Source organism: Zobellia uliginosa (assembly GCF_018860745.1).
Taxonomy (GTDB): domain Bacteria; phylum Bacteroidota; class Bacteroidia; order Flavobacteriales; family Flavobacteriaceae; genus Zobellia; species Zobellia uliginosa_B.
Genome location: NZ_JAHKPY010000014.1, coordinates 883,387 through 909,025 on the forward strand (window position 1 = coordinate 883,387; position 25,639 = coordinate 909,025).

The 25,639-nt window shown below is 36.9% G+C and carries 27 protein-coding genes and 1 tRNA gene; 17 read left to right on the forward strand and 11 right to left on the reverse strand.

The window, feature by feature from the left end; translation table 11 throughout:
- The first annotated feature begins 189 nt into the window (after positions 1–189).
- From KO521_RS18575 to KO521_RS18595, 5 genes are all read left to right on the forward strand, one after another.
- Positions 190–909: a DUF547 domain-containing protein gene (locus KO521_RS18575; RefSeq protein ID WP_215941395.1), complete on the forward strand. Its 720-nt coding sequence runs from the start codon at positions 190–192 to the stop codon at positions 907–909.
- 42 nt (positions 910–951) lie between these two features.
- Complete coding sequence (locus tag KO521_RS18580; RefSeq protein ID WP_215941396.1) at positions 952–1,842, forward strand: hypothetical protein; 891 nt, start codon at positions 952–954, stop codon at positions 1,840–1,842.
- A gap of 45 nt (positions 1,843–1,887) precedes the next feature.
- Positions 1,888–2,889, forward strand: coding sequence for a glycoside hydrolase family 113 (locus KO521_RS18585; protein ID WP_215941397.1), 1,002 nt, complete (start codon positions 1,888–1,890; stop codon positions 2,887–2,889).
- A 1-nt stretch (position 2,890) separates the two neighbouring features.
- Complete coding sequence (locus KO521_RS18590) at positions 2,891–3,610, forward strand: hypothetical protein (protein ID WP_215941398.1); 720 nt, start codon at positions 2,891–2,893, stop codon at positions 3,608–3,610.
- Between the two features lie 77 nt (positions 3,611–3,687).
- A complete protein-coding gene (locus KO521_RS18595; protein ID WP_215941399.1) occupies positions 3,688–4,953 on the forward strand; it encodes a POTRA domain-containing protein in 1,266 nt (421 codons plus the stop codon).
- On the opposite strand, the gene def is transcribed toward KO521_RS18595, so the two are convergent.
- From def to KO521_RS18610, 3 genes are read right to left on the reverse strand one after another with little or no spacing between them, the layout of a single operon-like run.
- A complete protein-coding gene (def, locus tag KO521_RS18600) occupies positions 4,954–5,484 on the reverse strand; it encodes a peptide deformylase (protein WP_215941400.1) in 531 nt (176 codons plus the stop codon).
- Positions 5,485–5,494: 10 nt separating this feature from the next.
- Positions 5,495–6,310 carry a DUF6503 family protein gene (locus tag KO521_RS18605; RefSeq protein WP_215941401.1) on the reverse strand — a complete coding sequence of 272 codons (816 nt, stop codon included), beginning with the start codon at positions 6,308–6,310 and terminating at the stop codon, positions 5,495–5,497.
- A gap of 8 nt (positions 6,311–6,318) precedes the next feature.
- On the reverse strand, positions 6,319–6,966 hold the full coding sequence (locus tag KO521_RS18610; protein WP_215941402.1) for a VOC family protein: 648 nt from the start codon (positions 6,964–6,966) through the stop codon (positions 6,319–6,321).
- A 138-nt stretch (positions 6,967–7,104) separates the two neighbouring features.
- Here KO521_RS18610 and KO521_RS18615 point away from each other — a divergent pair, with 138 nt between their 5' ends.
- The 5 genes from KO521_RS18615 (at position 7,105) to KO521_RS18635 (ending at position 11,501) form a co-directional block, all read left to right on the forward strand.
- The gene (locus KO521_RS18615) at positions 7,105–7,851 is read left to right on the forward strand and encodes an SDR family NAD(P)-dependent oxidoreductase (protein ID WP_215941403.1); all 747 of its coding nucleotides are present in this window, start codon (positions 7,105–7,107) and stop codon (positions 7,849–7,851) included.
- A gap of 99 nt (positions 7,852–7,950) precedes the next feature.
- Positions 7,951–8,253 (forward strand): carboxymuconolactone decarboxylase family protein, encoded by a 303-nt coding sequence (locus KO521_RS18620; protein WP_215941404.1) that lies wholly within the window; start codon positions 7,951–7,953, stop codon positions 8,251–8,253.
- A gap of 2 nt (positions 8,254–8,255) precedes the next feature.
- Positions 8,256–9,293 (forward strand): flavin monoamine oxidase family protein, encoded by a 1,038-nt coding sequence (locus KO521_RS18625; protein WP_215941405.1) that lies wholly within the window; start codon positions 8,256–8,258, stop codon positions 9,291–9,293.
- Between the two features lie 65 nt (positions 9,294–9,358).
- Entirely contained in the window at positions 9,359–10,240 is an 882-nt protein-coding gene (locus KO521_RS18630; protein ID WP_215941406.1) for an AraC family transcriptional regulator, read from the forward strand.
- Positions 10,241–10,427: 187 nt separating this feature from the next.
- Positions 10,428–11,501: an N-acetylmuramoyl-L-alanine amidase family protein gene (locus KO521_RS18635; protein ID WP_215941407.1), complete on the forward strand. Its 1,074-nt coding sequence runs from the start codon at positions 10,428–10,430 to the stop codon at positions 11,499–11,501.
- Here the strand turns inward: KO521_RS18635 and KO521_RS18640 are convergent.
- The 8 genes from KO521_RS18640 to KO521_RS18675 form a co-directional block, all read right to left on the reverse strand.
- Positions 11,498–12,202: a TIGR04283 family arsenosugar biosynthesis glycosyltransferase gene (locus KO521_RS18640; protein WP_215941408.1), complete on the reverse strand. Its 705-nt coding sequence runs from the start codon at positions 12,200–12,202 to the stop codon at positions 11,498–11,500. The genes KO521_RS18635 and KO521_RS18640 overlap by 4 nt on opposite strands.
- Positions 12,189–12,959, reverse strand: a complete 771-nt coding sequence (locus KO521_RS18645; protein ID WP_215941409.1) for a DUF547 domain-containing protein — start codon at positions 12,957–12,959, stop codon at positions 12,189–12,191. The genes KO521_RS18640 and KO521_RS18645 overlap by 14 nt, the downstream gene beginning before the upstream one ends.
- A 90-nt stretch (positions 12,960–13,049) precedes the next feature.
- Complete coding sequence (locus KO521_RS18650; RefSeq protein ID WP_215941410.1) at positions 13,050–13,865, reverse strand: purine-nucleoside phosphorylase; 816 nt, start codon at positions 13,863–13,865, stop codon at positions 13,050–13,052.
- Complete coding sequence (locus KO521_RS18655; protein WP_354668232.1) at positions 13,862–14,530, reverse strand: TIGR04282 family arsenosugar biosynthesis glycosyltransferase; 669 nt, start codon at positions 14,528–14,530, stop codon at positions 13,862–13,864. Before KO521_RS18655 ends, KO521_RS18650 begins: the two co-directional genes overlap by 4 nt.
- Before the next feature lie 78 nt (positions 14,531–14,608).
- A complete protein-coding gene (locus tag KO521_RS18660) occupies positions 14,609–15,100 on the reverse strand; it encodes a rhodanese-like domain-containing protein (protein ID WP_215941411.1) in 492 nt (163 codons plus the stop codon).
- Between the two features lie 68 nt (positions 15,101–15,168).
- Positions 15,169–16,476: an ADP-ribosylglycohydrolase family protein gene (locus KO521_RS18665; protein WP_215941412.1), complete on the reverse strand. Its 1,308-nt coding sequence runs from the start codon at positions 16,474–16,476 to the stop codon at positions 15,169–15,171.
- The gene (locus KO521_RS18670) at positions 16,473–17,447 is read right to left on the reverse strand and encodes a phosphotransferase (protein WP_215941413.1); all 975 of its coding nucleotides are present in this window, start codon (positions 17,445–17,447) and stop codon (positions 16,473–16,475) included. The genes KO521_RS18665 and KO521_RS18670 overlap by 4 nt, the downstream gene beginning before the upstream one ends.
- Before the next feature lie 65 nt (positions 17,448–17,512).
- Positions 17,513–17,585: transfer RNA gene (locus tag KO521_RS18675), tRNA-Phe, on the reverse strand.
- A 102-nt stretch (positions 17,586–17,687) separates the two neighbouring features.
- On the opposite strand from KO521_RS18675, the gene KO521_RS18680 reads away from it, so the two are divergent.
- From KO521_RS18680 to KO521_RS18710, 7 genes are all read left to right on the forward strand, one after another.
- Positions 17,688–18,416, forward strand: a complete 729-nt coding sequence (locus KO521_RS18680) for a type III pantothenate kinase (protein ID WP_215941414.1) — start codon at positions 17,688–17,690, stop codon at positions 18,414–18,416.
- Positions 18,416–19,702 carry a hypothetical protein gene (locus KO521_RS18685; RefSeq protein ID WP_215941415.1) on the forward strand — a complete coding sequence of 429 codons (1,287 nt, stop codon included), beginning with the start codon at positions 18,416–18,418 and terminating at the stop codon, positions 19,700–19,702. The genes KO521_RS18680 and KO521_RS18685 overlap by 1 nt, the downstream gene beginning before the upstream one ends.
- Positions 19,703–19,941: 239 nt before the next feature.
- Positions 19,942–21,315 carry a tetratricopeptide repeat protein gene (locus KO521_RS18690; RefSeq protein ID WP_252730108.1) on the forward strand — a complete coding sequence of 458 codons (1,374 nt, stop codon included), beginning with the start codon at positions 19,942–19,944 and terminating at the stop codon, positions 21,313–21,315.
- A 4-nt stretch (positions 21,316–21,319) separates the two neighbouring features.
- Entirely contained in the window at positions 21,320–21,928 is a 609-nt protein-coding gene (lptC, locus tag KO521_RS18695) for an LPS export ABC transporter periplasmic protein LptC (protein ID WP_215941416.1), read from the forward strand.
- Positions 21,921–22,124, forward strand: a complete 204-nt coding sequence (locus tag KO521_RS18700; protein WP_215941417.1) for a hypothetical protein — start codon at positions 21,921–21,923, stop codon at positions 22,122–22,124. Before lptC ends, KO521_RS18700 begins: the two co-directional genes overlap by 8 nt.
- A 2-nt stretch (positions 22,125–22,126) precedes the next feature.
- A complete protein-coding gene (locus KO521_RS18705; protein ID WP_215941418.1) occupies positions 22,127–23,416 on the forward strand; it encodes a hemolysin family protein in 1,290 nt (429 codons plus the stop codon).
- 68 nt (positions 23,417–23,484) lie between these two features.
- Positions 23,485–25,599: a peptidylprolyl isomerase gene (locus KO521_RS18710; RefSeq protein WP_215941419.1), complete on the forward strand. Its 2,115-nt coding sequence runs from the start codon at positions 23,485–23,487 to the stop codon at positions 25,597–25,599.
- Positions 25,600–25,639 lie beyond the last annotated feature (40 nt).

Here is a 25,639-nt window from a genome sequence, read left to right on the forward strand (position 1 = left end):
AATGGCCTATTCTAATTTAGAACCATTTTAAATTTTTATGATTTATGTAAGGTTTTAGGGCTATTATCGAACTTGTAAGGTCTTGATTTTAAAAATCTTAAACAAACTTCAAAAAAATCTCTTTTTTTGTATGGATGTTAAAATTGTCTCGACAGAAGCCACAAGAATAACAACAAAAACTATCAAATTATGAAATATTCAATCTTGGTCTTGATATTTTCTTTGACCACTATTTCCGCTACTTTCGGACAAAGTACTGCTGACTTTTTTACTAAGGCAGATGCCTTCTTTAAAACCAATGTAACGGATGGCCGTGTTAATTATTCGGCAATAAAAACGAATTCCACAGATTTGGATGAATTGCTTGAACTTGCAAAGCACATAAAGGTAGACGAAAGCAATGCTAATGAGTACCAAGCTTTCTACATTAACGGTTATAATTTGTTGGTGATAAAAGGAATTGTGGACAATTATCCTTTGAAATCGCCTTTAGATGTTAGTGGATTTTTTGATGGTAAAAAATATGAAATAGGAGGAAACAAGACTACACTTAATGATATTGAGAACAAATTGCTGCGAGCAAAATTCCCGTCTGAAGCACGTTTTCACTTTGTATTGGTTTGTGGTGGTTTAGGTTGTCCTCCCATAATAAGCAAAGCATACATGCCTCCTACCTTAGATGCGCAGTTAGAAAAGCAGACCACAATTGCTATAAATAATCCGCAGTTCATTCAATTCAATAAAAATAAAGTAAAAATCTCTCAAATTTTTGAATGGTATAAAGGTGATTTTACACAAAACGGACAAAGTTTGGTAGACTTTATCAATAAGTATAAATCAGAACATCTACCAGAAAAAACCAAGGTTTCTTACTACCCATATGATTGGACGTTGAACGAAACCAAATAAGAAATAGCCTCAATAGATAACCTCACTTTAAAATTTAATAGTATGAAATCAATACAGAGAAATATATTTCTTTCAGGCCTCCTTTTGGCTACGACCATGGTATTTGCCCAAGATAATACTAATGATGAAGACAATTCAACACAAAGTAATATCCAGCAATACACGCCTTCCAAACTTATTGGAAAAGGACAGGTAGATATAAAATGGTTCAATAATCTGTATACACAAACCGAAAGTACTTTTAGTGATGGAAAAGAGCCAAGACAGACATTTTTCACCTCTACCTTGGAAGCATATACAGGTGTGGGTGAGAATAAAAGATGGAATGTTGGAGCTATTTTTGAATTTCGTTCCAATGTAATAGGAGATAGAGATGCCTTAGATGTATTTAAGTTTGACGGAGAAGGAAATACGGCACGTTCTGGTCTTACATCTATAGCGCCATCCGTAAAGTTTGTACCGTTTAGGTCTATTAGTAATTTCTCTATTCAGAGTTCGTTCTTTATTCCTTTGGTAGATAACGAAAGCGAGAATGGTGTGTTCTTAGATCAAAAGGGATACATCTGGCAAAACCGCTTTTTCTACGATTATACATTCCCTGGTAATAAATGGCAATTGTTTAGTGAGTTGAACTCAGAATTAAGTTTCGGAGATAAAGAAGATAGCTTTGCCAACAATAGTCTAAATCTTACGCCGGGTATATTTTTAAGTTATTTTCCGAGCTCTAAATTTACCGTTTTGGGTCTAGTACAGCATTCTCAGCGTTTGGATTTGGGTAATGATTTTGCACAGGATTTTACTGCAGTAGGTGGTGGGGCAAAATACCAATTGACCAATGCACTCAACTTAGAAGCGCTATATACCAACTTCGTAAGAGGAAGCAATACCGGGTTGGGGCAAACCTTTAATTTGGGTTTGAGAGCAATTTTTTAAGAGGTAATCATAAATACTGTATTTTAGGGGTCTTAATAACGATGCATGCGTAGATTAGGACTTCTTTTTTTATGTCTACTTCAGTTTTCCTGCTCTAGTCAGGTTGAACAAAAAATTAATGGCGTGAGCTTTGTTGCTTCACGAAATGAAGTGCTTCAGGAACATATAGATGATGTAAAAGAAGTCCATGCCAACCATGCTGCCGTAATGCCTTTTGGCTTTATTAGAGATGTGGCCTCACCAGAAATTGTATTTAATACAGAACGCCAATGGTTTGGGGAAACCAACAAGGGAGCCATGCAATACATTGGCCTACTTCATAAAAACAATATAAAGACCATGGTAAAGCCGCAGATTTGGATTTGGCGGGGAGAATTTACCGGTACGTTACAAATGAACTCAGAGGATGATTGGAAAAATCTTGAGGCTTCTTATGAAAAATTCATTTTAGCTAATGCGAAAATGGCGCAAGAGACCCAATCTGAAATCCTCTGTATAGGTACAGAGCTTGAAAAATTTGTAATGAATAGACCGGAATATTGGCATGGTTTGATTGCAAAAATCCGTGCTGTTTATGATGGGAAGCTTACCTATGCGGCCAATTGGGATGAATATTCGCGAGTTCCTTTTTGGGAAGATTTGGATTATATAGGTATAGATGCGTATTTTCCGCTGTCGGAAGAAAAGACACCATCTGTAGAGCAATTGCAAGAAGGTTGGCAAAGATGGAAGAAAGACATAGCGGCGCTTTCAGAAAAAACAGGACGTCCTGTGCTATTTACAGAATTTGGGTACAGGAGTATGGATTTTACCGCTCACAAACCTTGGTTGGTAGATAGAAATGAAGATGATGTAAATCTGGATGCCCAGGTAAATGCCAAAAAAGCCATCTTTATGGAATTTTGGGACGAGGATTGGTTTGCAGGAGGTTATGTGTGGAAGTGGTTTATAGATCACAAAAAGTCTGGAGGTGAAAAGGATAATAGATTTACACCGCAGAATAAGCCGGCGCAAGAAATAATAAAAGAGGTTTATAAAAGTCATTAAAATGCGATCATTCATTTGTTTTGTGCTATTGGTTTTGGCAGTAAGCTGCTCATCTGATTTGGAAAATCAGGATATAACTTTAGAAGACGGTTTAAAAGGGCGTACAACTGTCCTTGACAATGTTATAGCATGTGCCGCAAGTAATCAAAATGATGATCTGGTAAGTGTGTTTTTTTATCCAAGAACTGGGGCCACTAATATACGTTACTATGAGACTGAGGACTTAAATGTTTCTAAGAACGATTTTGATGAGTACTACCGTTTGGAAATTCCTTCATTTAATGTTTTTAACGGGTACCTGAAAAAATTTGAAGTTGCCGTTTCTGAGGAAAAGTGGGTCATAGTTACTTTTCAAGAAGGAGGGGAGACCCATGTATCAAACCCAATTCGTTTAAAACATTTTACCAAACCTACGCAATACGCTTCCCAAAACATTAAAATTGATTCTATTGAAACAGGCATGCCCATATTTTCTTGGGAGGATGGGGAGTATACTGACTCTGAAATTTATTTTCAAGTAGTATCGGATGCGTCGGATAATTTGCTTTCAGGTACATATACGTATGAAAATAGCTTTCAATATTACAACTTGGATAACGTGGTATTGAACATAACGACGGAAAATCCACTTACTTTAAAATCAGAATCGACCTATAATTTTACATTGATGGCGGTTAGTGAAGACAATTGGGTGAATCTTATTTCGGAAAAAGAATTTTAAATTAGTCTCTGTAATTTGGTTGTTGTGATATCTTTATAGCCAATTAAAACTACTTTAGTAGCCTCACAGCGTAAAGCATGGTTAGAAGAATACTTCTATTTTTTATTATTGTATTGAATGGAGTGTTCTCACAAGCACAAGAGGGTACCGTCTTAGATGTTCAAATTCAAGGAGCAAAACGAACTAAACCATCTTTTTTAAAAAACCTAGTTACACTAAGGTCAGGTATGCCTTTAGACTCTGTTGTTTTAGAACAGGACATTGCTCGTTTACAGCGCCTTCCTTCTATATCGCATGCCTATTATCAAGTTTTTTCTTCGGATACCAATGAGCACAATGTGTTCTATAATGTTGAGGAGAATTTTACTTTAATTCCGTTTGCCAATCTTTTTTCGTCTTCCAATGATGCTTTTGCCTTTAGACTTGGGTTACAAGAATTCAATCTTTTGGGTAGGAATATAACCTTGGGAGGCTTTTATCAATATGATGTTTTCAATTCTTATGGAATAGCGGTGCGAGCCCCACATTTGTTTAGTAGAACTACGGGTCTGTCTTTTAGTTACAACGATTTTACCACTCAAGAGCCCGTATTTTTTGATGGTACAACAGCAGATTATAGGTATAATAATAGTGGGTTTGAAGTAATGGGCCTACATGAATTCAACTTTAAAAACCGAATAGAGTTGGGGGGGAGTCTTTTTACCGAAGATTACAGATATCTGTCCGGCGCTACGAATGACAATGTACCAAGAGAGTTAAAAGTAGATAAACATCTTTTCAAACTCATATATAATTATGAAAACATTAAATACTATTTTTATTTTTTAGATGGATTCAGAAGTACTTTGAATTTTCAATACGTGGGTAGTAGTAATCCCAACTTGCCCGAGTTTTTGATAGGATTTAATGACTTTGTATATTTTAAAAGAGTAGGTGACAAGGGCAATTGGGCAAACCGTCTCCGATTAGGATTGGCAAGTAATGTGAATACGCCTTTTGCACCTTTTACGGTAGATAACAACTTAAATATTCGTGGAGTTGGCAACACGATTGACAGGGGAACAGGTGCCATTGTTTTCAATACAGAATATAGACACACGCTTATTGAAGAAGATTGGTTCGTATTACAAAGCAACCTTTTTATTGACGGAGGGTCATGGCGAAACCCGGGGGGTAGTTTTGATGATTTCTCCGATAAAAGTAATATTCGTATTTACCCAGGTGTGGGGCTTAGAGTAATGCATAAACGCATTTTTAATGCTATTTTAAGGATAGATTATGGCTACGGAATTACCAAAGATGCTTCAAGAGGTATTGTTTTTGGAATTGGTCAGTATTTTTAACTATACGTTCCAATAGGTGTCGTACTCTTCTTGAAAGGTCAACGTTTCCATATTGGGCATACGGTCTATTAACAGAATTCCGTTTAGGTGGTCAAGTTCATGTTGAGCAACTATAGCGGAAAAATCATCAAGAACTTTTTCAAACCGTTCTCCGTTGGTGTCCAGACCGCTTAGTTTTACCTTTTTGTAGCGTTTTAATCTCCCACGTATGCCAGGTATGGAAAGGCAACCTTCCCAACCTTCAACTTTTTCGGGAGATAGGGGTTCTATTGTGGGGTTGATGACCGTGGTGAGCGCAAAAGAACCTTTGTCCGGATAGCGGTCGTTCTTTTTCATTTCCATGGCAAAGACCCTTTTGAGAACACCCACTTGAATGGCAGCAATTCCCGCTCCACTTTCTGCACGCATGGTTTCGACTAGGTCAGCTATAAATTGCTGAAACTCGGGTGAAGTTATTTCGTCTTTTCCAACTTCTTCAGATACCTTTCGCAGTAAGGGGTTACCCATTTTTATCACATCAAGAACAGCCATATTTTTCTATTTATTGCGTCAATTTTACAACGTTCTCCGTTTCTATTCTTGACAATTCTTCCAACTCTCCTTTTTCAAATAAAGCTGGTAGTTCTGTAAGCGGTGTGCCAATAGGAGCTTTGTAATTAATATAATCTTGGAATATAATGCCGTCCACCGTTCTACGGTTGTACGAACTTCTGAAGCGTACACCTCCATCGTTCGTTTCATATTTATATGCTAGGTAATCCATAGTCTTTGTTTTTGTGTTAATCCAGTACATAAATACATCATCATGGTCTGTGCCACCACCTTTTTGGTCAAAAGTAACCTCAATAGCTTTATAGTCGGTATCTTTGATTTTTACATTTTCTATGTATTTTTTATGTACCGCTTTATCGTTAAGCTTGTGAGGTAACGTGGCAAAATAAATAACGGAATTTAAGGCTTCCGTATATTTGGTGTTGTCTTTAGGTGATAATGAAACCGATTGCTTATTTAAAGTCCGAAACAGGTTTCCATTGTTGAGGGAGTCAATAATTTTATTTCCCTTTTCAACCATAGATACGGTATAGATATACTTGTTGCCATCATTTTGAAACGTATAGTTCTTATCGCGAAAAGTAAAGCCGTAATGGGCTTTGTTATATCGGTTGCCACCATGTGCCATAATGGCTTCTAGAACAACTATTTCTGCCTCATCAGGTTCCTCTCTTTGGATAGAATCATCAATAGATTGTACAAGTTTAGGAATATTATTTTCAACAGTTTTTTCTTTTTCTTTGGATTTGCAAGAGGATAATCCCAAAAAGACGGTTAGGATAATAAGATAACAGATAACTTTCATATATAGGTCTAGATTTCAACTACCCCGTTAGGGCATTGTATTATAGCTTTTAAGCTGATGTTTTTATTGGATTCTATACGTAAATTTATGCCCAAGTTTTTAAATGTAACTCGTAATAGGTCGGGATCTGGGTGCGTACCATACAGCTCAATCAATTTACAGTCCATATGGGGTAAGGCATCATGCGGATGTGTTTCCGTTTGGCTCCAATCTACCATAAAAGGCATGAGCTCAACTTCTGGTTTTGCCAGTGGTAAAATGAGCTGCCATTTTAAAAGAGAACCATTTGCGGTATTGCGACTTCCGCCTGTAATATTTCCCATTTCCGGGAGGTATTGTTTTACTATTTCCGCATCTTTTTCAAGCTGTTCGGATTTTAGGGCCCAACGCGTAATTTGGTCTTTTGTAAGAATATCAATGCCCATCCATCTGGGTGTTAATATGTTCATGTTCAAATCATCAGCTGCCAATAGCTCAAGATAGGTGCCGTTGTCCAAATTTATAAGCGCATTTTTTGTGCCCTGAGTAGGATGGTAACCTCCAAAAACTGCTTTAACGCCCAGCTTCTTTTCCAAAGTTAGGGTTGCTGCCTCTAAATCTTGTACGGTGTAGACAATGTGATCTAAAAGTCTATTCGTTGTTTTTATTGATTTCATAAGCTTAAAGATATTTTAAAAGTAAGAGTTAAACGCATCCGTTTCCGAAAATTACCATGGATTCTCCTCAATATGCCGTTCCGCCCTGTAGAACCGAAATACCTTTGTATCAACAAAAATTCTAAAAAAAAATAAACTATGAAACGAGCATTGATTATAGGGGGAAGTAGCGGAATTGGAAAAGCAACGGCCCAAAACCTTTTAAACGAAGGTGTAGAAGTACATGTTGTTGGTACAAACCCTGAAAAATTGGGAAATTTTAAGGAAGAAGCCACTGGAAATTTGGTAACTCATAAGGTTGATATTACTAATGCAAACGAATTAGATGGCCTTAACGCAGAAATAGGTGATTGGGATAATTTGGATTATTTGGTAAATGCTTCCGGTATTTTTGGTCCAAAACCATTTTTAGACCATACTGTGGCAGATTACGATTCGTATATGGATTTGAACAGAGGGTTCTATTTTATTACTCAGAATGCAGCTAAAAAGATGGCAGCTACAGGTGGTGGGTCTATTGTAAATGTAGGTTCTATGTGGGCCAAACAAGCGGTGAAAGCAACGCCTTCAACTGCGTATTCTATGCAAAAGGCGGGTTTACATTCATTAACACAACATTTGGCCATGGAGTTGGCAGATTCCAAAATTCGAGTGAATGCCGTATCTCCGGCGGTGGTTCAAACTCCGGTTTATGACAGTGTTTTTGGAGGAAAAGAAGAGGCCAATGAGGCTTTACAAGGTTTTCATGGTTTTCACCCCATTGGGCGATACGGGAAACCGGAAGATGTAGCCAATACCATTTCCTTTTTACTTTCTGATAAAGCTTCATGGGTAACAGGTGCTATTTGGGATACAGATGGTGGTGTAATGTCCGGAAGAAACTAAATACAAATAATAAACGAGGGAAGATGGAAGCAATTTTTGGTCTGACAAGTAAATGTATGAATTGCTCCATTTTTCTTCACATATAAAATTAGCGAAGTTATGTACGATATGAAGAATCTAGAGAAATTACCAACTCTAGGAAAAGAATCAGAAAAGACAATGAAGGCTTTTTGGGCTTTTGACCAAGCTGCTTTGGCAGATGGCGCTATACCAAAAAAGTATAAAGAATTAATGGCAATTGCCGTAGCTTTGACAACACAATGCCCGTATTGTCTTGAAATACACAAAGATGCTGCAATAGCGGCAGGCGCTACACAAGAGGAGCTATCGGAAGTTACTATGATTTCTGCGGCATTAAGGGCAGGAGCGGCAGTGGTGCACGGAACACATTTAATGAAGTAAGTTTGAAAGAGAATTTTTCTAAATATATTATTGTAGGAGCGGGGCTTTCAGGTCTAACATCAGCGTACAAATTATCTAATAAAGATGAAACCAGTTTTACGGTTCTTGAATCTCGAGACCGTATTGGAGGGCGAATCGTAACCCGAGACCGTATTGATTACGGGGCTACGTGGTTCCAGACGCACCATCAAGAAGTTATAGCACTTTTAGATGAGCTGGGTGTTGAGAAATACCATCAATATAATAAAGGGAAGAGTGTATTGGTCTATAGTACCATGGCGCCCGAACATTATTTTGAGAATGACCCAAATACACCGTCTGCCTACCGTATTAAAGGAAATTCACAAGCTTTGATTCAAGCATTGGCTAAACCTGTATTGGACAAAATACAGGTCGGCACCAACGTTTTGAGCATTACGGAAATAGAAGATGGAGTACGGGTAGAAACCGATAAAGGTACATTTTACAGCAAAAAGGTTATTGTTACCGTTCCACCAAAAATAGCTACCCGTATTTCTTTTTCTCCCGAATTGCCAGTTGAGGTTGGTGCGGTGATGGATAAGACCCACACTTGGATGAGCAATGCTATAAAGGTAGGGTTGACGTTTAAGGAACCATTTTGGCGAAAAAAGGATTTTTCGGGAATGGTCATTGGCCAAGTAGGTGCGGTTACCGAACTTTATGACCATAATGATTCTGAAAATCAATATTATGCCCTAATGGGTTTTGTAAACGAAGGATTAAGGGATACATCGGCCGAGAATAGAAAACAACGTATTTTAGATTATTTGTCCAAATATCTGGGAGCTGAAACCTTAGATTACCTTACTTATGAAGAAAAAGATTGGTCTCAAGATTGGCATACCTCATGTGAAACAATAAAATCGGTTTATATGAGTCCGTCTTATGGGAATACGGTTTTTGACAAAAATTACATGAACGGAAAATTACGGTTCTCCGGAGCAGAAACTTCCCCTGTTCATGGTGGATATATGGACGGTGCTATTTATACTGGAATTAAAACCATTGAAAAATTGTAGGTTGAGGTGTTATTGAGGCAATCTTTTTCCGACAAATGGATTTTAACCAGCTCCAACCGAAGTGAATGCAACATTCAAAGAATAAAATTGAGCAGTACCATTTGCATAAAATGCACCCTCGAAAGCTTCAGTTTGAGCTGTACGATTTAAATGCGTATAGGAAAAAAAGCGGTGATTTGGCTGCCGTGCCCCACTCACATAGTTATTATCAGATTATATGGTTCTTTAATGAAGGAGGAACGCATGTAGTAGATTTTAAGAAGTATGATGTAAAAAAGAATACCGTGCTTTTTATTACCAAAGATCAAGTGCATGCTTTTGATGATAATGAAGAGGTGCAGGGTTGGCTTATTCATTTTAACGAGAGCTTTTTTAAGCATATAGATGTAGATATGTTTCTGAAATTCAACATTTTTCACATGTTGGATAAACCTTGTTATACTATTGAAAAGGGAGTTCTTAACGTTGCATCAACTTATATCACTCTAATACAGAGTGAATTGGAGCAACGTGATAGGTTTGGATATGAAGATATTATCCGTTTTTTGTTAAAGTCTTTTTTAATTCAATTAGAACGCATTCATCAAAAAAATGACAGTGCGCCTATTCAACTTAATAGTCTCTATGAAAGACAGTTTTTTGAATTTAAAGAACTCATAGAGGTGCATTTTAAAAAGGGTCTATCAGTGGCGGATTATGCTGGTTTACTGCATATTTCCTCCAAAACGTTATCTACACTATCCAACTCGGTTGTAGGTAAATCTCCTTCCCAAGTAATTGCTGAAAGGACCATATTAGAGGCCAAACGTCTTGTGAGGTTCACGGGGTTACAAATCAATGAAATTGCATTTAGATTGGGTTTTGAAGACGCCTCATACTTCGTGAAATATTTTAAAAGACATATAGGGCAATCACCAAAAAGTTATCGTAAAAGTCAATTTACCTGAATATCAACTTAAAATATAGACTGTTAAAGAAATCGTTAACTAAATTTTGCAAGGTTTGGTGGTTTTGTTATTTGGTTCTTTAATTTTGTAGCTGATTCAAATGGGTTAGGCACTGTTTTTGATTTTCTGAAGTCAGACGGTATTCCGTTAATGTAGGTTTGTGTTCAGTTTTGATATAGTATGATTAATGAATTATAGTTTTTCTTATCGTTTTAAGGTAGTAGGTCTCTTATTTGTTGCCATAAGTTTTACGGTGTTGTCTTTTTCACAGGACACGATACAGACCGTTGTTGCAAAAAAAGGAGATGGAATACTTTCGTTGTTAAGAAAGCAGGGGGTAAACCCTTATGAACATTATGACGACTTTGTTTCTATGAATATTAAGAATCTTAGAGATAGTGTTCACCTATATGCGGGCCGTACTTATCGTATTCCGAATGTAAATCTAGAAACGGTTGCTATTGTAGATTCCATTCAAGACAAGACCAAGGAAATTAAAAAGATAGAGGGTAAAAACTATACTATTTTTGGAAAAGACCATGAAACGGTGCTTCCTAAAAGTAAATTACTTAAAGATGCCGTTTACTATTTAGTTTCGGGTCATGGAGGCCCTGACCCTGGTGCTATGGCAAAGTATGGCGGTAAATCAATAGCGGAAGATGAGTACGCCTATGATATTACACTGCGTTTGGCCAAAGAACTGTTATCTCATGGAGCCACAGTATATATTATTATTAGAGATGAAAACGATGGTATCAGGGATGAGCGTATTTTGGAAATAGACCACGATGAGGTGGCATATCCAAATAAAAAAATTCCTTTAAATCAAGTAGCTCGTTTAAAGCAACGAGTGGAGATTATTAATGATTTGCATAGAAAAAATAGGGGAAAATATCAGCGCTTAATAGTTACTCACATTGATAGCCGTAGTGTTGGGCAGAATATTGATGTGTTTTTCTATCATCATGAAAAGAGCCGTAACGGTAAAAAATTAGCAGAAAGTATACACAAGACTTTTGAGAAAAAGTATAAAAAATACCAGCCTAACCGGACATATTCAGGAACTTTTCAAGATAGAACTTCTTTGTACTTAGTGAAAAAGACGCACCCTGCAATGACTTTTATTGAAGTTGGAAACATTAAAAATAAAAAGGACCAAATAAGGATTCTTGAGCCTGAAAACCGACAGGCGTTGGCAAAATGGATTAGCGAAGGTGTTCTTTTAGACCATAAGTTAGGCGAAATAGGGCCTATTCGTTAAACGGAAATCTTCCGTTTGTAATAGTCGTACAATTGCTCGGGGCCCGCTCCTAAGTAATTCTTTAGATGCATCATTCCAAAGTGGTACTGTAGCTTTATCATACCTCTTTCTTCATACCTTCTGGCAGAAGTTTTTACATGTCTGGGCAGGATTTTAAAGAATGTACTTTTGTACAAACGTCCTATGAATTCATTGTCTTCATATACAACATAGTCCTCATTAAAACCACCAGAAGAATCAAATAATTGTTTTGTAATAAACAAAGACTGATCCCCGCCTCTGCATAGTTCGTGGTTCACACGTGTAAACCAAGCAAAAAAGCTTAAAAAGTTACTGTTGCTATCAAATTTCATCTGAAAACAGCCTGTTTTATGGTCATTTGCTACTGCATCAATAATGGATTGGTCAAAATCATGTGGCGGTAGCGTATCGGCATGTAAAAAGTAAAGAATATTACCTTTGGCATTTTTAGCGCCGTAATTTAATTGTTTGGCCCTTCCTTTGGCAGAGTGAATGACCTTTGCTCCGTTCTGTTGGGCTATAATTACAGTATTATCCGTGCTGCCGCCATCAACAATCAATATTTCATGGATGTTTTTTGGCGAACTGTTTGCGGTAAGATATTTTAGTGTTTGAGCAATGCCACTGGCCTCGTTCAACACCGGAATTATTATGCTTATTTGGAGTTTATTTTTTTTCATTCAAACTCCAGTCGTATGTAACGTATGAGATTTTTGCCTTCGGGTCTATTTCCTTCTCGCTGTAAGTTTTGATATAATCGATTAGACTTCCGTTTTCGGTAAAGTCCTTCTTATACCATTTAAAAATGTTGGAAAGCTGTAATTTTTCCTTGGAAAGAATATTTCGGGTAGGATCGTTCACAAAGTCTATCGATGCCTTTTGAAGCTGTTCTTCAACTTTTTCGGAAGTGTAGGCTTCGTTCAATAGTTTAGGGCACGAAAAAGAAGCACAATTGATGGCAAAGTGAATACGGGGTTCGTTCATTTTACGAAGAATTTTATGTTCTATGTCCCCTAAGGAATAGGTGTCGCTTCCTATTTTAACCCATTCTTTTCCCCAAGGGTCCTTAATGTCTTTAATGCTCTTGGTAGGATAATTGTCTAGGATTAGCTTTACGGTAGCAGCGTTGTAAATATTTATATAGTAGGACAAACCTTCTTCTTTTGACCATATTTCAGACGGAGGGGTGTTCCCCAAATAGTTCAAATAAGAACTTAGCGTTGCTTGGTCGTTTTTAAAGGCTTTGTAGTCTACATTTCCTGTTTGGTCTACATATTTTTTCAAAAGCGAGTTCCATGCACTGTGATCTAAAACTTCACTTTGCAAATTTCCCTTAAACTGGTGTTGTGGCATTTCCTTTCCTCCAAAAAAAGAAAAAAATCCTGCTAAGGAAAGAACTGATAAAACGGTCATTTTAGCCATTAGTTTAAATTGCATAGTTGTTGGTTTCTAACTATAAGTAGTGCTAACACTCAAAAACTTACAATAAAGGTTCTGATGAATTTTATATAAATCAAATTATATGTACTACAGGGTTTTTATCAATTCTTTAAAAAGTTTTACCATTTTAGGTTCTGCTGCTTCGGCGGTTTTAAGAATTCGCTGTATATCTGCAGGTTTTAGATTATCCGGATCACATTCATCCGTAATAACCGAAACGGCTATAATTGGGAGATTCAAATGGTTGGCAACTATTACTTCTGGCACGGTACTCATTCCTACAGCATCTGCGCCAATAATTTTAAGCATGCGGTATTCTGCTTTGGTTTCCAATTGCGGACCTACTACAGAGGCATATACGCCTTTGTGCAAGGTTATGTTTTCCTTTTCTGCAATATTTAGCAATGCTTTGCACATAGGATCATCATAAGGTTCGGACATATCCGTAAAGCGCTCGCCAAACTGACCTACACCCTTAAATGCTAACGGAGAACCTCCTTGAAGGTTTATGTGGTCGTCAATTAACATCAAATCACCTTCCTTGTAATTAAGGTTGATGGCCCCTGCGGCATTAGAAATGAATAGTTTTTCAATACCCAGTTGGTGCATCACGCGAATAGGGTAGGTAATATCTAAAAAATCATATCCTTCGTATAGGTGAAAGCGCCCTTGCATAACCACGGCCTTTTTGCCTTCTAGGGTGCCATAGATAAGCTTCCCGGTGTGAAACTCTACAGTTGCTAACGGAAAAAAAGGAATATGGTTGTAATGCGCCTCAATAGGGTCTTCTATTTGCTCGGCCAATTTACCAAGTCCGGTACCCAATACGATACCAATTTCAGGACTATCAAATCCTTTACTTTTTAAATATGCTACGGATTCTTTAAGTTGTTTTTGAATCATGCTTTTATATGTTTTAAATAGGGTTGAAAAACTTCAATGTCCTTAATGTCTTCGTAAAGGTCCACATCGTTTCGCTCCTCTAAAATATGATATTTTTCGTTTTTTAAGTCGTTTAAGGTATCAGCAAGAACAGTTTCTTTTCCCCAGTTTTTTTTAACGAACAGTTCTGGTTTAAAGCGGTTCATGCCTAAAAGGTAATATCCGCCATCTTCTGCAGGACCAATTACAAAATCGTTTTTCTTTAATTCTGAAAAAGCATTTTGAAGGTCATTTTGATTAAGGTCTAACATATCACTTCCAATAACAATAATTCGCTCGTAGCCCGCAGTAAATCCTTCTTGAAAAGCCTTTGCCATGCGAATGCCCAAGTCTTCACCTTGTTGCAATTTTTTGTCGAATATATTCGAATCCCAAATATCGTCTTCCCAGATTTCTTCTGAATACCATACTTGTTTTGCTGCGATAAGGTTCTCAGTGATTTCCACCGTGTGATCCAATAGAAACTCGTAAATATCTAATGCCGTTTGGTTGCCTAATGTGGCGGCCAAACGGGTTTTGCACTTGCCCAATTCGGGGTTTCTCGTAAAAATGAGCAATAGATTTTTTGAAGCTATATTGGTATAATTCACCGTAGCGGCTTCTTTTTGCTTTGTATTAGGGGTTATAAAACTCAAAATGATTTTCTTTTTTGGGATTTGTCGCCAAAACAATGGGTCTATTACGAATTGATGTGAATATTGGTTTCAATACACCTTTTCTCCTGTTTTCAGTAATTTGCCCCAGTGTTTGTTGAAGGCATGTACGCGCTCGGTTTCGTTTCCAAGTGAATCTACAACAGGGAGACCTTCGTTTTTCCATTCAAAAATACCTCCGTACAAATTTCTTACGTTAGTGTAGCCTGCTTTTTCCAGTTTCTCGCCAATATTTTCAGAGCGAACCCCAATAGAACAGTACACGACTATTTCACTGTTTTTATTTTGGATTTTTTGAACTACAGAGTCTAACTGAAAAGTATCATAACCTACCCAAATAGCATCTTTTATATGGCTTACTTCATATTCTGCCTTTTCGCGAGCATCCAATAAAATAGGATTTTCAGCTTTCTGAAGTGTTTCTACATGAATGTAGTCAACAGACTCTTTATTGAGTTTTCTTAAAGTCTTGTCTATCTTATTCTGAGCAAAAGAAAAAGAAGTAATCAAAAGAAATAAAATAGAGCTTAAAAAGATTTTCATGAATGTGTAACTATTTGGTGCAATAACAAATATACTACTAAAAAGAGGTTGTTTTAGTTAAGTAAAGACTAAGGGTGTTGAAAGTCTATATACTTCTTAGCAACCAATTCACTAGCTAAGGCTTCAAGGTCAATACCCATATTTTCTTTGTTTACTTTTAAGGCTTGGGTGCGAAGCGCCACGGGTAAATTTGAATATCCGTCCTTAGCGCCTAAAATCATACCGGCAACTGCTGCTACGGTGTCATTGTCTCTTCCGAAGTTAACGATGAACTGCAAGGTCTTTTCAAAATTGCCTTCACCATATTGAAGTGCGGTAATTAGAATCTGCCATATTTCTCCCGAGTGGAAGGGAATAGCTTTTTCATTCTCTTCTAAAAATTGATAGGCCTTTTCTTGACGAGTCCAATCTTTCTGGGCTCCCTGAAAGCCTTCGGGCATCTTAAATTGAATGCTGTCGTGTTGAGATAGGCTGTCAGTTAGGTTAAACTGATTTAGAGCCAATATTTTTTTTACCGAAACGTCTGCCATGTCATAGGAAATACGACCTACCAACCTGCTATCTTGATAACCCAATGGATCTACGAAAGTGGCCGTATTGATTATGGAGTCTATGTTTTTCGTTCTAAGCGCCATATGTGTCATTGCCGAGACCAATGCAGAAATATCCTTGGCATACCCTATATCAAACAAAGCATGGTCGTAAGCTATTATATAGGCATCTTCTGGAGTTTCACTAATAAGACCGAAGATGGGAGTGTACAATTGCCCTGCACAAGACATTTCGCCACCGTAAAAGCGATTCATCGCCTTTAAATAAGAATCGGTATCTTTTTTATACGCCATACTTACACGCACCCATTCTTTTATCCAGTCTATTTTTTCAACCTGCGTATCCAAAAAATCGGTGTCGGGTATAGTACCGTTATCATTTATGCTCTTGATTAGAGATGCATAATAATCGATTATAAAGTTGGTAAAATTAGTAGCGTTTAAATCTCCTTTGTTCTGGGATAGATACTTTGCCATGAGGTATTTCCAACGTGTGTCATCCGTAGTGGCGCCAGCAAGGAGGTTATGTTCCCAGGTGCCTTCTGGGGATTGTTCCCGTATGGCGGGAGTAAGAGTTGTAATATAACCGTATTTAAGTTGAATATCTTTTCTGGACCACATTTCGGTAGAAGCACCCATAGCGTCACCAATTGCAGAACCCACAAGAGCACCTAGGACTTTATCATAATATTCTTCTTCTTCTGAAAACTGTAAAATGTCTGAAGTGTATTCGGTTTTGGTAGGTGCCGGTATATCTATTGAAGTCGCGGACTCTTTACAGGCTATAGCTACAAGAATGACAAGACAGGCTAATAACCGCTTCATGGAGATAAAATAAGTTTGCGGGCTTTTTTCAAAAGTTTGCTCTTTTCTTTTAGAGTGCGGTCTAGCGGTAATTGCGCAAGACCGATTAAACGTCTCATTATTTCTATACCGGCCATTTGAGACATAAGTTCTAGGTCGGCATCACCTTGGTAAGCGGCATGAATACGTTTCATATAGCCTTTTTTACCAGTTGCAATAATAACATGAGCTGCCATTACTCCTAAATCAAATTCCGGAAAACCTACAAAGCCAAATTCCGGATCAATAATGTAGAGATTTTCAGCCTCGGTCATCCAGCTACCAGGGTAGTAATCACCATGTAGGAGGGTGTTTCCAGGTTTTAAATATTTTTTTCCAACCTTTTTGACAATTTTTCTAACCTTCTTGTCAGTTTTAAACTGGAGAGAAAGTTCTTGAAGCCCCGGTTGGATATCATCTAATTGAAACCCGTTATCTTCTAAGAAAGGAAGTTCAAAAATATGTTGATGGTTCAATTGCCTCATTTCCATATTCTCCGGGAAATCACTTGGGGCTTTTTTTCTATGTATAAGGCCTAAAATAAAAATCAGACGGTCTAACAGACCATTTGAAATGGCATGTTTCTGATAGATATAGGTCATGTCCTTGCAATTTCCCAAATCCTCTAATAACAATAAATTTTCGGAGGCATCAAACCCAATAATTTTTGGGACATGTGCATGAACGGCATTGTCTCTTACCGCTTGATAGAATTTTTTCTCAACAGCAATGCGGTCTACAGGTGCTTTTATTTGCTGATATTTCTGTACGTAGGGTCTAGATTGTTTTAATATAAAAGAGCGCTGATCGGTTATGATACGAAGAACTACGTTCATGTTTCCCTCACCCGGCTTTTCTATAGCTGTAATTTTTTCTGCAGCGTCTAGCCATTCTTTAGATAATAAATAATTTTGAAGCTCTTCTAAAGGGGTGTTGGCATCTATTACAGTCAAAACAGTAGTTTTTTGCAATATAAGTCCAAAAACAAAAAAATCCTTACTGATGTAAGGATTTTTTGTGGTGCCTCCAGGAATCGAACCAGGGACACATGGATTTTCAGTCCATTGCTCTACCAACTGAGCTAAGGCACCATACCCGTTTGCGGGGTGCAAATATAATTTCAAATTTGCGATATGCAAACAAAATTCGAAAAAAAGATGTTTGTTAGGTAACATTTTTTGATCTTTGTATCTATGAACTTAGTTATAGATGCTGGTAATACTTGTGTGAAACTTGCGGTGTTTGAGGGAGATACCCTCATATTTCGTCAAAATGCCGACGTTCAAAATGTGGCTCGAGAAATAAAGGAAATTTGTGACCATTACCCGAAAATAAACCATGGAATCATAGCTTCGGTTGGAAATCTAGACCGAAAAGTGATGTCAGTGTTAACCGTTTTCTGTGAAGTTCACGAATTAACACCTTCCAGTAAAACACCATTTAAGAACTCTTATGCTACACCCCAAACTTTAGGTGTAGATCGTATTGCCCTGGCTACGGCAGCTTTTTATCATAATCCAAAAGGAAATAGTTTGGTCATTGATGCGGGAACCTGTGTAACCTATGACATGGTTAATGATTACGGAGAATATTTAGGCGGCGCAATTTCTCCAGGTCTGCATATGAGATATAAGGCGTTGCACGACCAGACTTCCAAATTACCATTATTAAAGCCAGAAGAATTTTTGGATTATATTGGTAATTCTACTGAAACCAGTATTCATAGTGGTGTGGTAAATGGTATTTGCCATGAAATAGACGGTGTAATAGACCAATACAAATCTCGTTTTGCAGATTTAACAGTTATTTTAACAGGCGGTGACATGCTATTTTTGTCTAAATGGTTAAAAAATACCATATTTGCGGACTCCAAATTTCTCCTAGTAGGATTAAATTATCTGTTGGAATACAACAAACGCTAATGATCAGAAAAATAGGTTTTGCTATAATCTGCCTTTTAACAACAGGCATGTACGCTCAAGATGGTTCAGTTTCCCCATATTCATATTTCGGTTTAGGAGAATTAAGAAGCGGTTCTACCGTGGAAAATCAAATGATGGGAGGAATCGGTATGTATGCCGATAGTATTCATGTTAACCTAAAAAACCCTGCCGCTTACAGTCAGTTAGGTATTCAGGGAAGAGATGATTTTGGTATTACTACCTACACCGCCGGACTGTCTTATAAGCAAACAAGTTTAAAGAGTTATACTGAAAGTCAAACTACGGCAGTAACTAATCTTGAATATCTTTCGATAGGCTTAAGTATTAAAAAAGGCTTGGGTGTTGGTTTTGGTATTTTGCCATATTCTTCCGTAGGTTATAATTTTGAAAGTTTAATAGGAACAGAAGGTTCTAGGGAAATCAACCAATATTCAGGAGACGGTGGTGTAAACAAAGTTTACATGTCCATAGGGTATGAGTTTGCCAAGAATCTAAGTTTCGGGGTTACCGCCAACTATAATTTTGGAAGAATAGAAACCCTAAAAGTTCAAAGTACGGAAGGTGTACTTCTTGGCTCTAAAGATGAAAGAGTCTCTAGGATCAACGGGGTAGATTTGAACTATGCGCTTAATTATACGCCTGCAATTGATGACCAACACACATTATTTACATCTTTGCGTATAAATACACAGGCCAATCTTACCGCAAGGAATACACAGAGAATAGGTTCTTTTATCGGGAGCCCTTCCGCAGAACGTTTTGTAGAAGAAGTTGATCTTGCATCTCAAGGACGTGAAGATACCGGGGTGACCATACCTACAACCACCACTATGGGATTAGGTTACGGAAAAAACATGCAGTGGTTTATTGGTGTAGAATATAGTTTTCAAAAACTAACAGATTTTACGAACGACTTTTTAGAGATTGATAACATAGTTTATAAAGATGCCAGTACTTTTTCTTTAGGTGGTTTTTATACACCGGAAAGAAACTCTTTCGGGAGCTACTTTAAAAGGGTTACCTACAGAGCCGGTTTGCGTTTAGAGAAGACAGGAATGTACGTTAATGAAAAAGACATAAACAATTTTGGCATAACTTTTGGATTGGGTCTACCGCTGGGTAACAATCTCTCCAATCTTAACTTAGGTTTTGAAGTTGGAAAAAGAGGAACTACCTCAGCAGATTTAATTGAGGAGAGTTACTTTAAGGTTAACCTAGGGCTGTCATTAAACGACCAATGGTTTAGAAAAAGGAAAATTAACTAAGATTGTAAAAATACTTGAGGTTTTGTTAGGGTTTAAATGATAATTTGATGAATGATCGAATAAATTCGTAAAAAAAATCTCAAAATGGCATTTTCTAAATTTCCCTTAGACCTGTTGGTAAAAAATTAGTACATTACCCATCCAAAAATTAGAACATATAACGAGCCATAATGACTCTGGACACTAACCACGATTTTGATTGGCAATTTGTAATTTGAAAAACAAGTAAAAATTAAGAAATGAAAACGAAACTTTACTTCACGGCGATTATGCTTTTAGGGTTTATGGGAGTAAGTAATGCCCAAGCTCAAAATCAAGAATGTATGACCAACCTATCTATATACGTTGAGCATGCAAAAGTTAAAAATTATGAGGCGGCGTATACACCATGGAAAATGGTATATGATAATTGTCCTGATATTAACAGAGCGAATTTTATTTACGGCGAAAAAATATTAGAAGATAAAATTGAAAAGTCTTCTGGGGCTGAAAAGGATGGCTACATAAAAGATATGTTGGCATTATACGATAATAGCGCAAAATATTTCCCAAAGAAATATTCTCCAGGTGTGGTTGGTATTGATAAAGCTTTGTTTTTGTACGATAATAAAATGGCTTCTGATGATGAGTTGTACTCTATGTTAGGTTCTGCTTTTACCGAAGACACTAAAAACTTTAAGAACCCAAAAGCTTTGTATCTTTATTTTTCAAGTTTAGTAGACTTGCACAAAGGAGGTAAAAAAGACTTGCAAGAAGTATTTGATGTTTACGATAATGTAAATGACAAAATAGAAGAAGAAAACAAAAAGCTTACAGAGGTAATTACAAAGTTGCTTCCCAAAGATTCTACAGGAACAATTACTTCTAAAGAAAAGAGAAGCTTAAAGATTGCAACTACTAACTCTGAATCTTATGGTAAGATTGCAGGTAGTGTAGATTCTAAGCTTGGTGCATTGGCAGATTGTGATAATCTTATTCCTTTGTATCAGAAAAGTTTTGAAGAGAAAAAAGGGGATATTACCTGGGTAAAAAGAGCAGTAGGAAGAATGTTCAACAAAGAATGTACTGATGATCCTTTGTTCCAGAAGCTATTTGAAGCTCAGTTGTCTTTAGATCCTTCAGCTAGTGCTTATGTTTATGGCGGTACTTTAAAAATGAAAAACGGAGACTCTAAAGGAGCCCTTGCAGATTTTGATAAAGCAATGACATTAGAGACCGATCCTTACAAAAAATCTGACATTGCTTATAAAGTGGCTGTTATTAACAAAAGAAAAGGAAGTAAGTCTACAGCTAGAAAATATGCTCAGTTAGCTATTAACTCTAACAAAGCAAACGGTAAAGCTTATCTTTTAATAGCAAACCTTTATGCAACAAGTGCTAATGCTTGCGGTAGTACTCCATTCGAAAAGAGAGCCATTTATTGGAAAGCTGCAGATATGGCGCGTCAAGCAGGTCGTGTAGATCCAGCTGTAAAAGGAGCTGCAAACCAATCTGCTGCTAGTTACGCTGCAAAAGCACCGTCTAAAACAGATATCTTTAACTCTGGTATGGCCGGTAAGACAGTAACCTTCAATTGTTGGGTTGGTGGTAGCATAAAAGTACCGAACTTATAGAAAGATGATTTCATCTTACGGATATAAACTTAAAAGTATTGCCATGGTTTTCACCATGGCAATACTTTTTTTTTCATGTCAGGACAATTATAAAAGGTCAGGACAAGAAAAGGTACCCTTGGTTTATCCTATGGGTATTGCCGAAAATTTTAGAGCAACATATACTGAGGCTAAAGAAATGCTCGAGAGTGAAGACTCTACTTCTACTAGAGTAATAGCTATATTAACAAGTCCGTTAAATGAAGATTATAATAATTTAGAGTTTCCCTATCGTACCTTTCCAAAAGGATTATTGGTGCATTATTTTAATGAAGGAGGGGAGAAGAGTATCATTAAGGCAGATTATGGAATTATTTATTCTGCTACAAATGTGATAGATTTACAAGGTAATGTGGTTATAGAAAGCCATGATGGTAAAAAGTTAGAAACTCCGCAATTGTTTTGGGATCAAGATGATAATTGGATTTTTACCCAAGAAAATTTTAAGTTTACGAATCCTGAAGATGGAACCATAATGGATGGCGAAGGAATGGATTTCAATAAAGATTTAAGCTATTTCAATGCCCATAAAACATATGGTCTAATGACTATTAAAGAAGAATCTAATGATTAAGATTTTAAGATATACCGAATACTTGTATGTGGCTGTTGCCTTCTTTTCGTTGTATAGGATTTTTACGGATTGGAATACCAATAGGCAGTCCGCTTATATCTTTGTGTTTTTTGCTGTTGTTTCCATAGGGATGTTCTTTTTTAGAAGAAATTACAGGAAGAAATTTGAACAACACAAACAAGATAACCAACAATAATTGTGGAAACTCCCATTTTAATTATTGTTTTGTCCCTGCTGTTTTCAGCATTTTTTTCGGGGATGGAGATTGCATTTATTTCCGCGAACAAAATACACATTGAAATAGAGAAGAAACAGGAGGGTCTATTGGCCAAGGTACTTACGCGTCTAACCAAGAAGCCCTCTAAATTTATTGCCACTATGTTAATTGGTAATAATATTGCACTTGTTATATACGGGTTGTTCATGGGTGACCTGCTCATGAGCTGGTTTCAGAGCATAGTGCCCGCCAATAGTGAGTTTCTTAATCTGGTTCTGGGAGATTTTAGCTTGGTTACCCAAACGGTAATATCTACACTGATCATTCTTTTTACCGCAGAATTTTTACCAAAAGTGCTTTTTCAGATTTATTCTAATGTCCTACTTCGGTTTTTAGCTATACCTGCATACCTGTTTTATATTCTATTTTCAGTAATATCGGAATTTGTCATTTGGGTTTCAGATGCTATTTTAAAAGCTTTTTTTAAAACTGATGGTGATGATGTGCAATTGGCTTTTAGTAAAATTGAGTTAGGAGATTATATTTCAGAGCAAATGGAAACCGTAGAAGAGGAGGATGAAGTAGATTCCGAAATACAGATTTTTCAAAATGCATTGGAATTCGCGGCATTAAAAGCTCGTGAGGTTATGGTTCCCAGAACGGAAATTATGGCTGTAGAGCTTCAGGAAACTCCAAAAAACCTTGCCAAGCTTTTTACCGATACCGGTTATTCAAAAATTTTAATTTACGAGGATACTATTGATAATATTATTGGTTATGTACATTCATACGAACTTTTCAAGAAGCCTAAAACCATAAAAAATATTCTCTTACCGGTGGAGTTTGTGCCGGAAACAATGTTAATTCAAGATATACTTAATGTTTTGACTAAAAAGCGAAAAAGTATTGCGGTGGTTTTAGATGAGTATGGTGGTACTTCTGGTATCATGACCGTAGAGGATATTGTAGAGGAACTCTTTGGTGAGATAGAAGACGAGCATGATTCTACAGATTTAATCGAAGAGCAATTGGAAGATAATACCTATAAATTTTCAGCACGTTTGGAAGTGGATTATATAAACGAAGTGTATAAATTGGAACTTCCTAAAAGTGAAGAGTATGAGACACTTGGGGGATTAATTGTCAATGAAACAGGAGAGATTCCTGAGCAGGATTCAGAAATACAGGTAGAAAATTTCCTATTTAAAATAGTAGAAGTCTCAAATACAAAAATCGATTTAGTGTCTTTGCAAATCGTTGATAAAGAATAGTTTTTCATTCCTTTTATAAATTGAAGGAAAAATGGTAATTTCGCAAACTGATTAAAAAACCTTAATTAATGGCAATTTTAGAGAATATAAGAAAACGGACAACCGTTCTAATACTTATTATAGGCTTGGCCCTTTTCGCATTCGTAATTTCCGATGTTTTTACTAACGGAGATGTTAATGGTAAAGTAGGCTCTAGTATAGCTGAAATCAATGGTGAAGAGATTTCCATAGATGCTTTTCGTCAAAAAGTAGATATCGCTTCTAGAAGATCGGCCACTGCATCTACTATGCAAACAGTGAATCAGCTATATGACCAAGAAGTTCGTAATGCGGTTTTAGGTCAGCAATTCCAAGATTTAGGTGTGGATATCGAGCAAGATCAGATTTTGAACTACATAGGTACAATCCCTTCTTACTCCCAGAGTCCACAATTTCAGAATGAAAGTGGAATGTTCGATCAAAACAAGTTCAGAAACTTTATCGCGGAACTTAAAATGAACAATCCTGAGCAATACAATCTGTGGTTGCAAGATGAGCAGGCTATCATTCAAAGTGCCAAACAACAAACTTATTTCAATTTGATTAAAGCGGGTGTTGGTGCTACTTTAAAAGAAGGTGAGTTAGATTATAAATTGGCCAACGATAAAATTGATCTCAAGTACGTTCGTATACCTTTTACTTCTATTGCAGATAGTACAATAGCTGTTTCTAAAAGTGAGATTCAGACGTATATCAACAATCATAAAGAAGATTTCAAACAAGAACCTGCAAGAGACATTCAGTTTGTTTACTTCCAAGAGAAGGCTTCTGCTGCAGATGAGACCGCTGTTAAAAATGCTATCACTAAATTGATGGACGATACAGTGGAGTATAATGCCCAAACAGATAAGAACGATACAATAGCTGGTTTCAGGAATGCTACGGATATGATGGCATTTTTAGATCGTAATTCAGATATTAAGTTTGATACGATTTATAGATCAAAAAAAGAACTTCCTGCAAAGTTTGCAGATACGTTAATGACGTTAGAGGTTGGTGAGATGTTCGGTCCTTATAGAGATGGAGATTTCTTTAAAGTTTCTAAAATGATAGGTAGAAAACCTAATGGGTCTGTAAAAGCTAGTCATATTCTTATAGCTTACGAAGGTGCGCAACGTGCCAACCCTGAGGTAACAAGAACTAAAGAAGAGGCAGAAGTTGAAGCCAAGCGTTTACTAAGAGAGGCTAGAAAGAAAGATGCAAAATTTGTAGAATTGGCACGTGATAATTCTGATGGCCCTTCTGCACCTAATGGAGGTGATTTGGGGTATTTTCAAGAAGGTAGAATGGTACCTGCTTTTAATGATTTCGCATTTAATAATAAAGTCGGAACAATAGGTATGGTTGAAACCGATTTTGGTTTTCATATCATAAACATAGATGATAAAGAAGATATAGTTCAAATAGCTACTTTAGCTCGTGAAATTGAACCATCTGAAGAAACTACGAACAAATTGTTTACAGATGCTACTAAATTTGAAATGGAGTCAATTGAATCTAGCAAGGCTTTTTCGGATTTAGCAAAAGAAAATGAATACGTGGTACGCCCGGTAAACAAGATTAAGGCTACAGATGAAAACTTGCCTGGTCTTTCTGCTCAAAGAAACATTGTTCAGTGGGCTTTTCAGGAAGATACTAAGATCGGTGATATCAAACGTTTTGACTTAGCAGGTGGTTACGCCGTAGCTCAGTTAACTAAAACATACGAAAAAGGTCTTATGTCAGTTGAAGACGCTTCTGCCTTAGTTCTTCCTAAACTTAGAAAAGAACGAAAGGCAGCTCAGATCATAGCAGCTAACAAAGGTAAATCAATAGAGGATTTGGCAAAAGATAACAATGTAAGCGCATCTACTGCATCTGCATTAACGGTAAAGTCTCCAACTATACCTGGTGCCGGTTCGGAACCTGCTGTTGTAGGTAGGGCTTTTGCAATGAAAGAAGGTGCTACGTCTGATCTTATTGAAGGTAATACCGGAATTTATAAGTTGACAGTTACCAAGAAAACGGAGGCACCAAAATTAGACAACTACAGTATGTATGCAACTTCGGTTAAGACCTCTAGGGAGTCTAAAGTTAATACCGCTGTTTATGATGCTCTTAAAGATGCTTCTGTTATAGAAGACAAAAGAGCTTCTTTCTATTAAAAACTTGCTTTACAAGTATATAAAAAAGGGATCTTTCATA

What these genes read in the sequence shown, in the direction of transcription:
- KO521_RS18650 (WP_215941410.1), bottom strand. Translation starts at nt 13,865, where the DNA reads ATGATTCAAAAACAACTTAAAGAATCCGTAGCATATTTAAAAAGTAAA.
- KO521_RS18690 (WP_252730108.1), top strand. Translation starts at nt 19,942, where the DNA reads ATGAAAACGAAACTTTACTTCACGGCGATTATGCTTTTAGGGTTTATG.
- KO521_RS18635 (WP_215941407.1), top strand. Translation starts at nt 10,428, where the DNA reads ATGAATTATAGTTTTTCTTATCGTTTTAAGGTAGTAGGTCTCTTATTT.
- KO521_RS18615 (WP_215941403.1), top strand. Translation starts at nt 7,105, where the DNA reads ATGAAACGAGCATTGATTATAGGGGGAAGTAGCGGAATTGGAAAAGCA.
- KO521_RS18630 (WP_215941406.1), top strand. Translation starts at nt 9,359, where the DNA reads ATGCAACATTCAAAGAATAAAATTGAGCAGTACCATTTGCATAAAATG.
- KO521_RS18665 (WP_215941412.1), bottom strand. Translation starts at nt 16,476, where the DNA reads ATGAAGCGGTTATTAGCCTGTCTTGTCATTCTTGTAGCTATAGCCTGT.
- KO521_RS18640 (WP_215941408.1), bottom strand. Translation starts at nt 12,202, where the DNA reads ATGAAAAAAAATAAACTCCAAATAAGCATAATAATTCCGGTGTTGAAC.
- KO521_RS18680 (WP_215941414.1), top strand. Translation starts at nt 17,688, where the DNA reads ATGAACTTAGTTATAGATGCTGGTAATACTTGTGTGAAACTTGCGGTG.
- KO521_RS18575 (WP_215941395.1), top strand. Translation starts at nt 190, where the DNA reads ATGAAATATTCAATCTTGGTCTTGATATTTTCTTTGACCACTATTTCC.
- KO521_RS18605 (WP_215941401.1), bottom strand. Translation starts at nt 6,310, where the DNA reads ATGAAAGTTATCTGTTATCTTATTATCCTAACCGTCTTTTTGGGATTA.
- KO521_RS18580 (WP_215941396.1), top strand. Translation starts at nt 952, where the DNA reads ATGAAATCAATACAGAGAAATATATTTCTTTCAGGCCTCCTTTTGGCT.
- KO521_RS18585 (WP_215941397.1), top strand. Translation starts at nt 1,888, where the DNA reads ATGCGTAGATTAGGACTTCTTTTTTTATGTCTACTTCAGTTTTCCTGC.
- KO521_RS18620 (WP_215941404.1), top strand. Translation starts at nt 7,951, where the DNA reads ATGTACGATATGAAGAATCTAGAGAAATTACCAACTCTAGGAAAAGAA.
- KO521_RS18685 (WP_215941415.1), top strand. Translation starts at nt 18,416, where the DNA reads ATGATCAGAAAAATAGGTTTTGCTATAATCTGCCTTTTAACAACAGGC.
- KO521_RS18660 (WP_215941411.1), bottom strand. Translation starts at nt 15,100, where the DNA reads ATGAAAATCTTTTTAAGCTCTATTTTATTTCTTTTGATTACTTCTTTT.
- KO521_RS18590 (WP_215941398.1), top strand. Translation starts at nt 2,891, where the DNA reads ATGCGATCATTCATTTGTTTTGTGCTATTGGTTTTGGCAGTAAGCTGC.
- KO521_RS18645 (WP_215941409.1), bottom strand. Translation starts at nt 12,959, where the DNA reads ATGCAATTTAAACTAATGGCTAAAATGACCGTTTTATCAGTTCTTTCC.
- KO521_RS18595 (WP_215941399.1), top strand. Translation starts at nt 3,688, where the DNA reads ATGGTTAGAAGAATACTTCTATTTTTTATTATTGTATTGAATGGAGTG.
- KO521_RS18710 (WP_215941419.1), top strand. Translation starts at nt 23,485, where the DNA reads ATGGCAATTTTAGAGAATATAAGAAAACGGACAACCGTTCTAATACTT.
- lptC (WP_215941416.1), top strand. Translation starts at nt 21,320, where the DNA reads ATGATTTCATCTTACGGATATAAACTTAAAAGTATTGCCATGGTTTTC.
- def (WP_215941400.1), bottom strand. Translation starts at nt 5,484, where the DNA reads ATGGCTGTTCTTGATGTGATAAAAATGGGTAACCCCTTACTGCGAAAG.
- KO521_RS18610 (WP_215941402.1), bottom strand. Translation starts at nt 6,966, where the DNA reads ATGAAATCAATAAAAACAACGAATAGACTTTTAGATCACATTGTCTAC.
- KO521_RS18700 (WP_215941417.1), top strand. Translation starts at nt 21,921, where the DNA reads ATGATTAAGATTTTAAGATATACCGAATACTTGTATGTGGCTGTTGCC.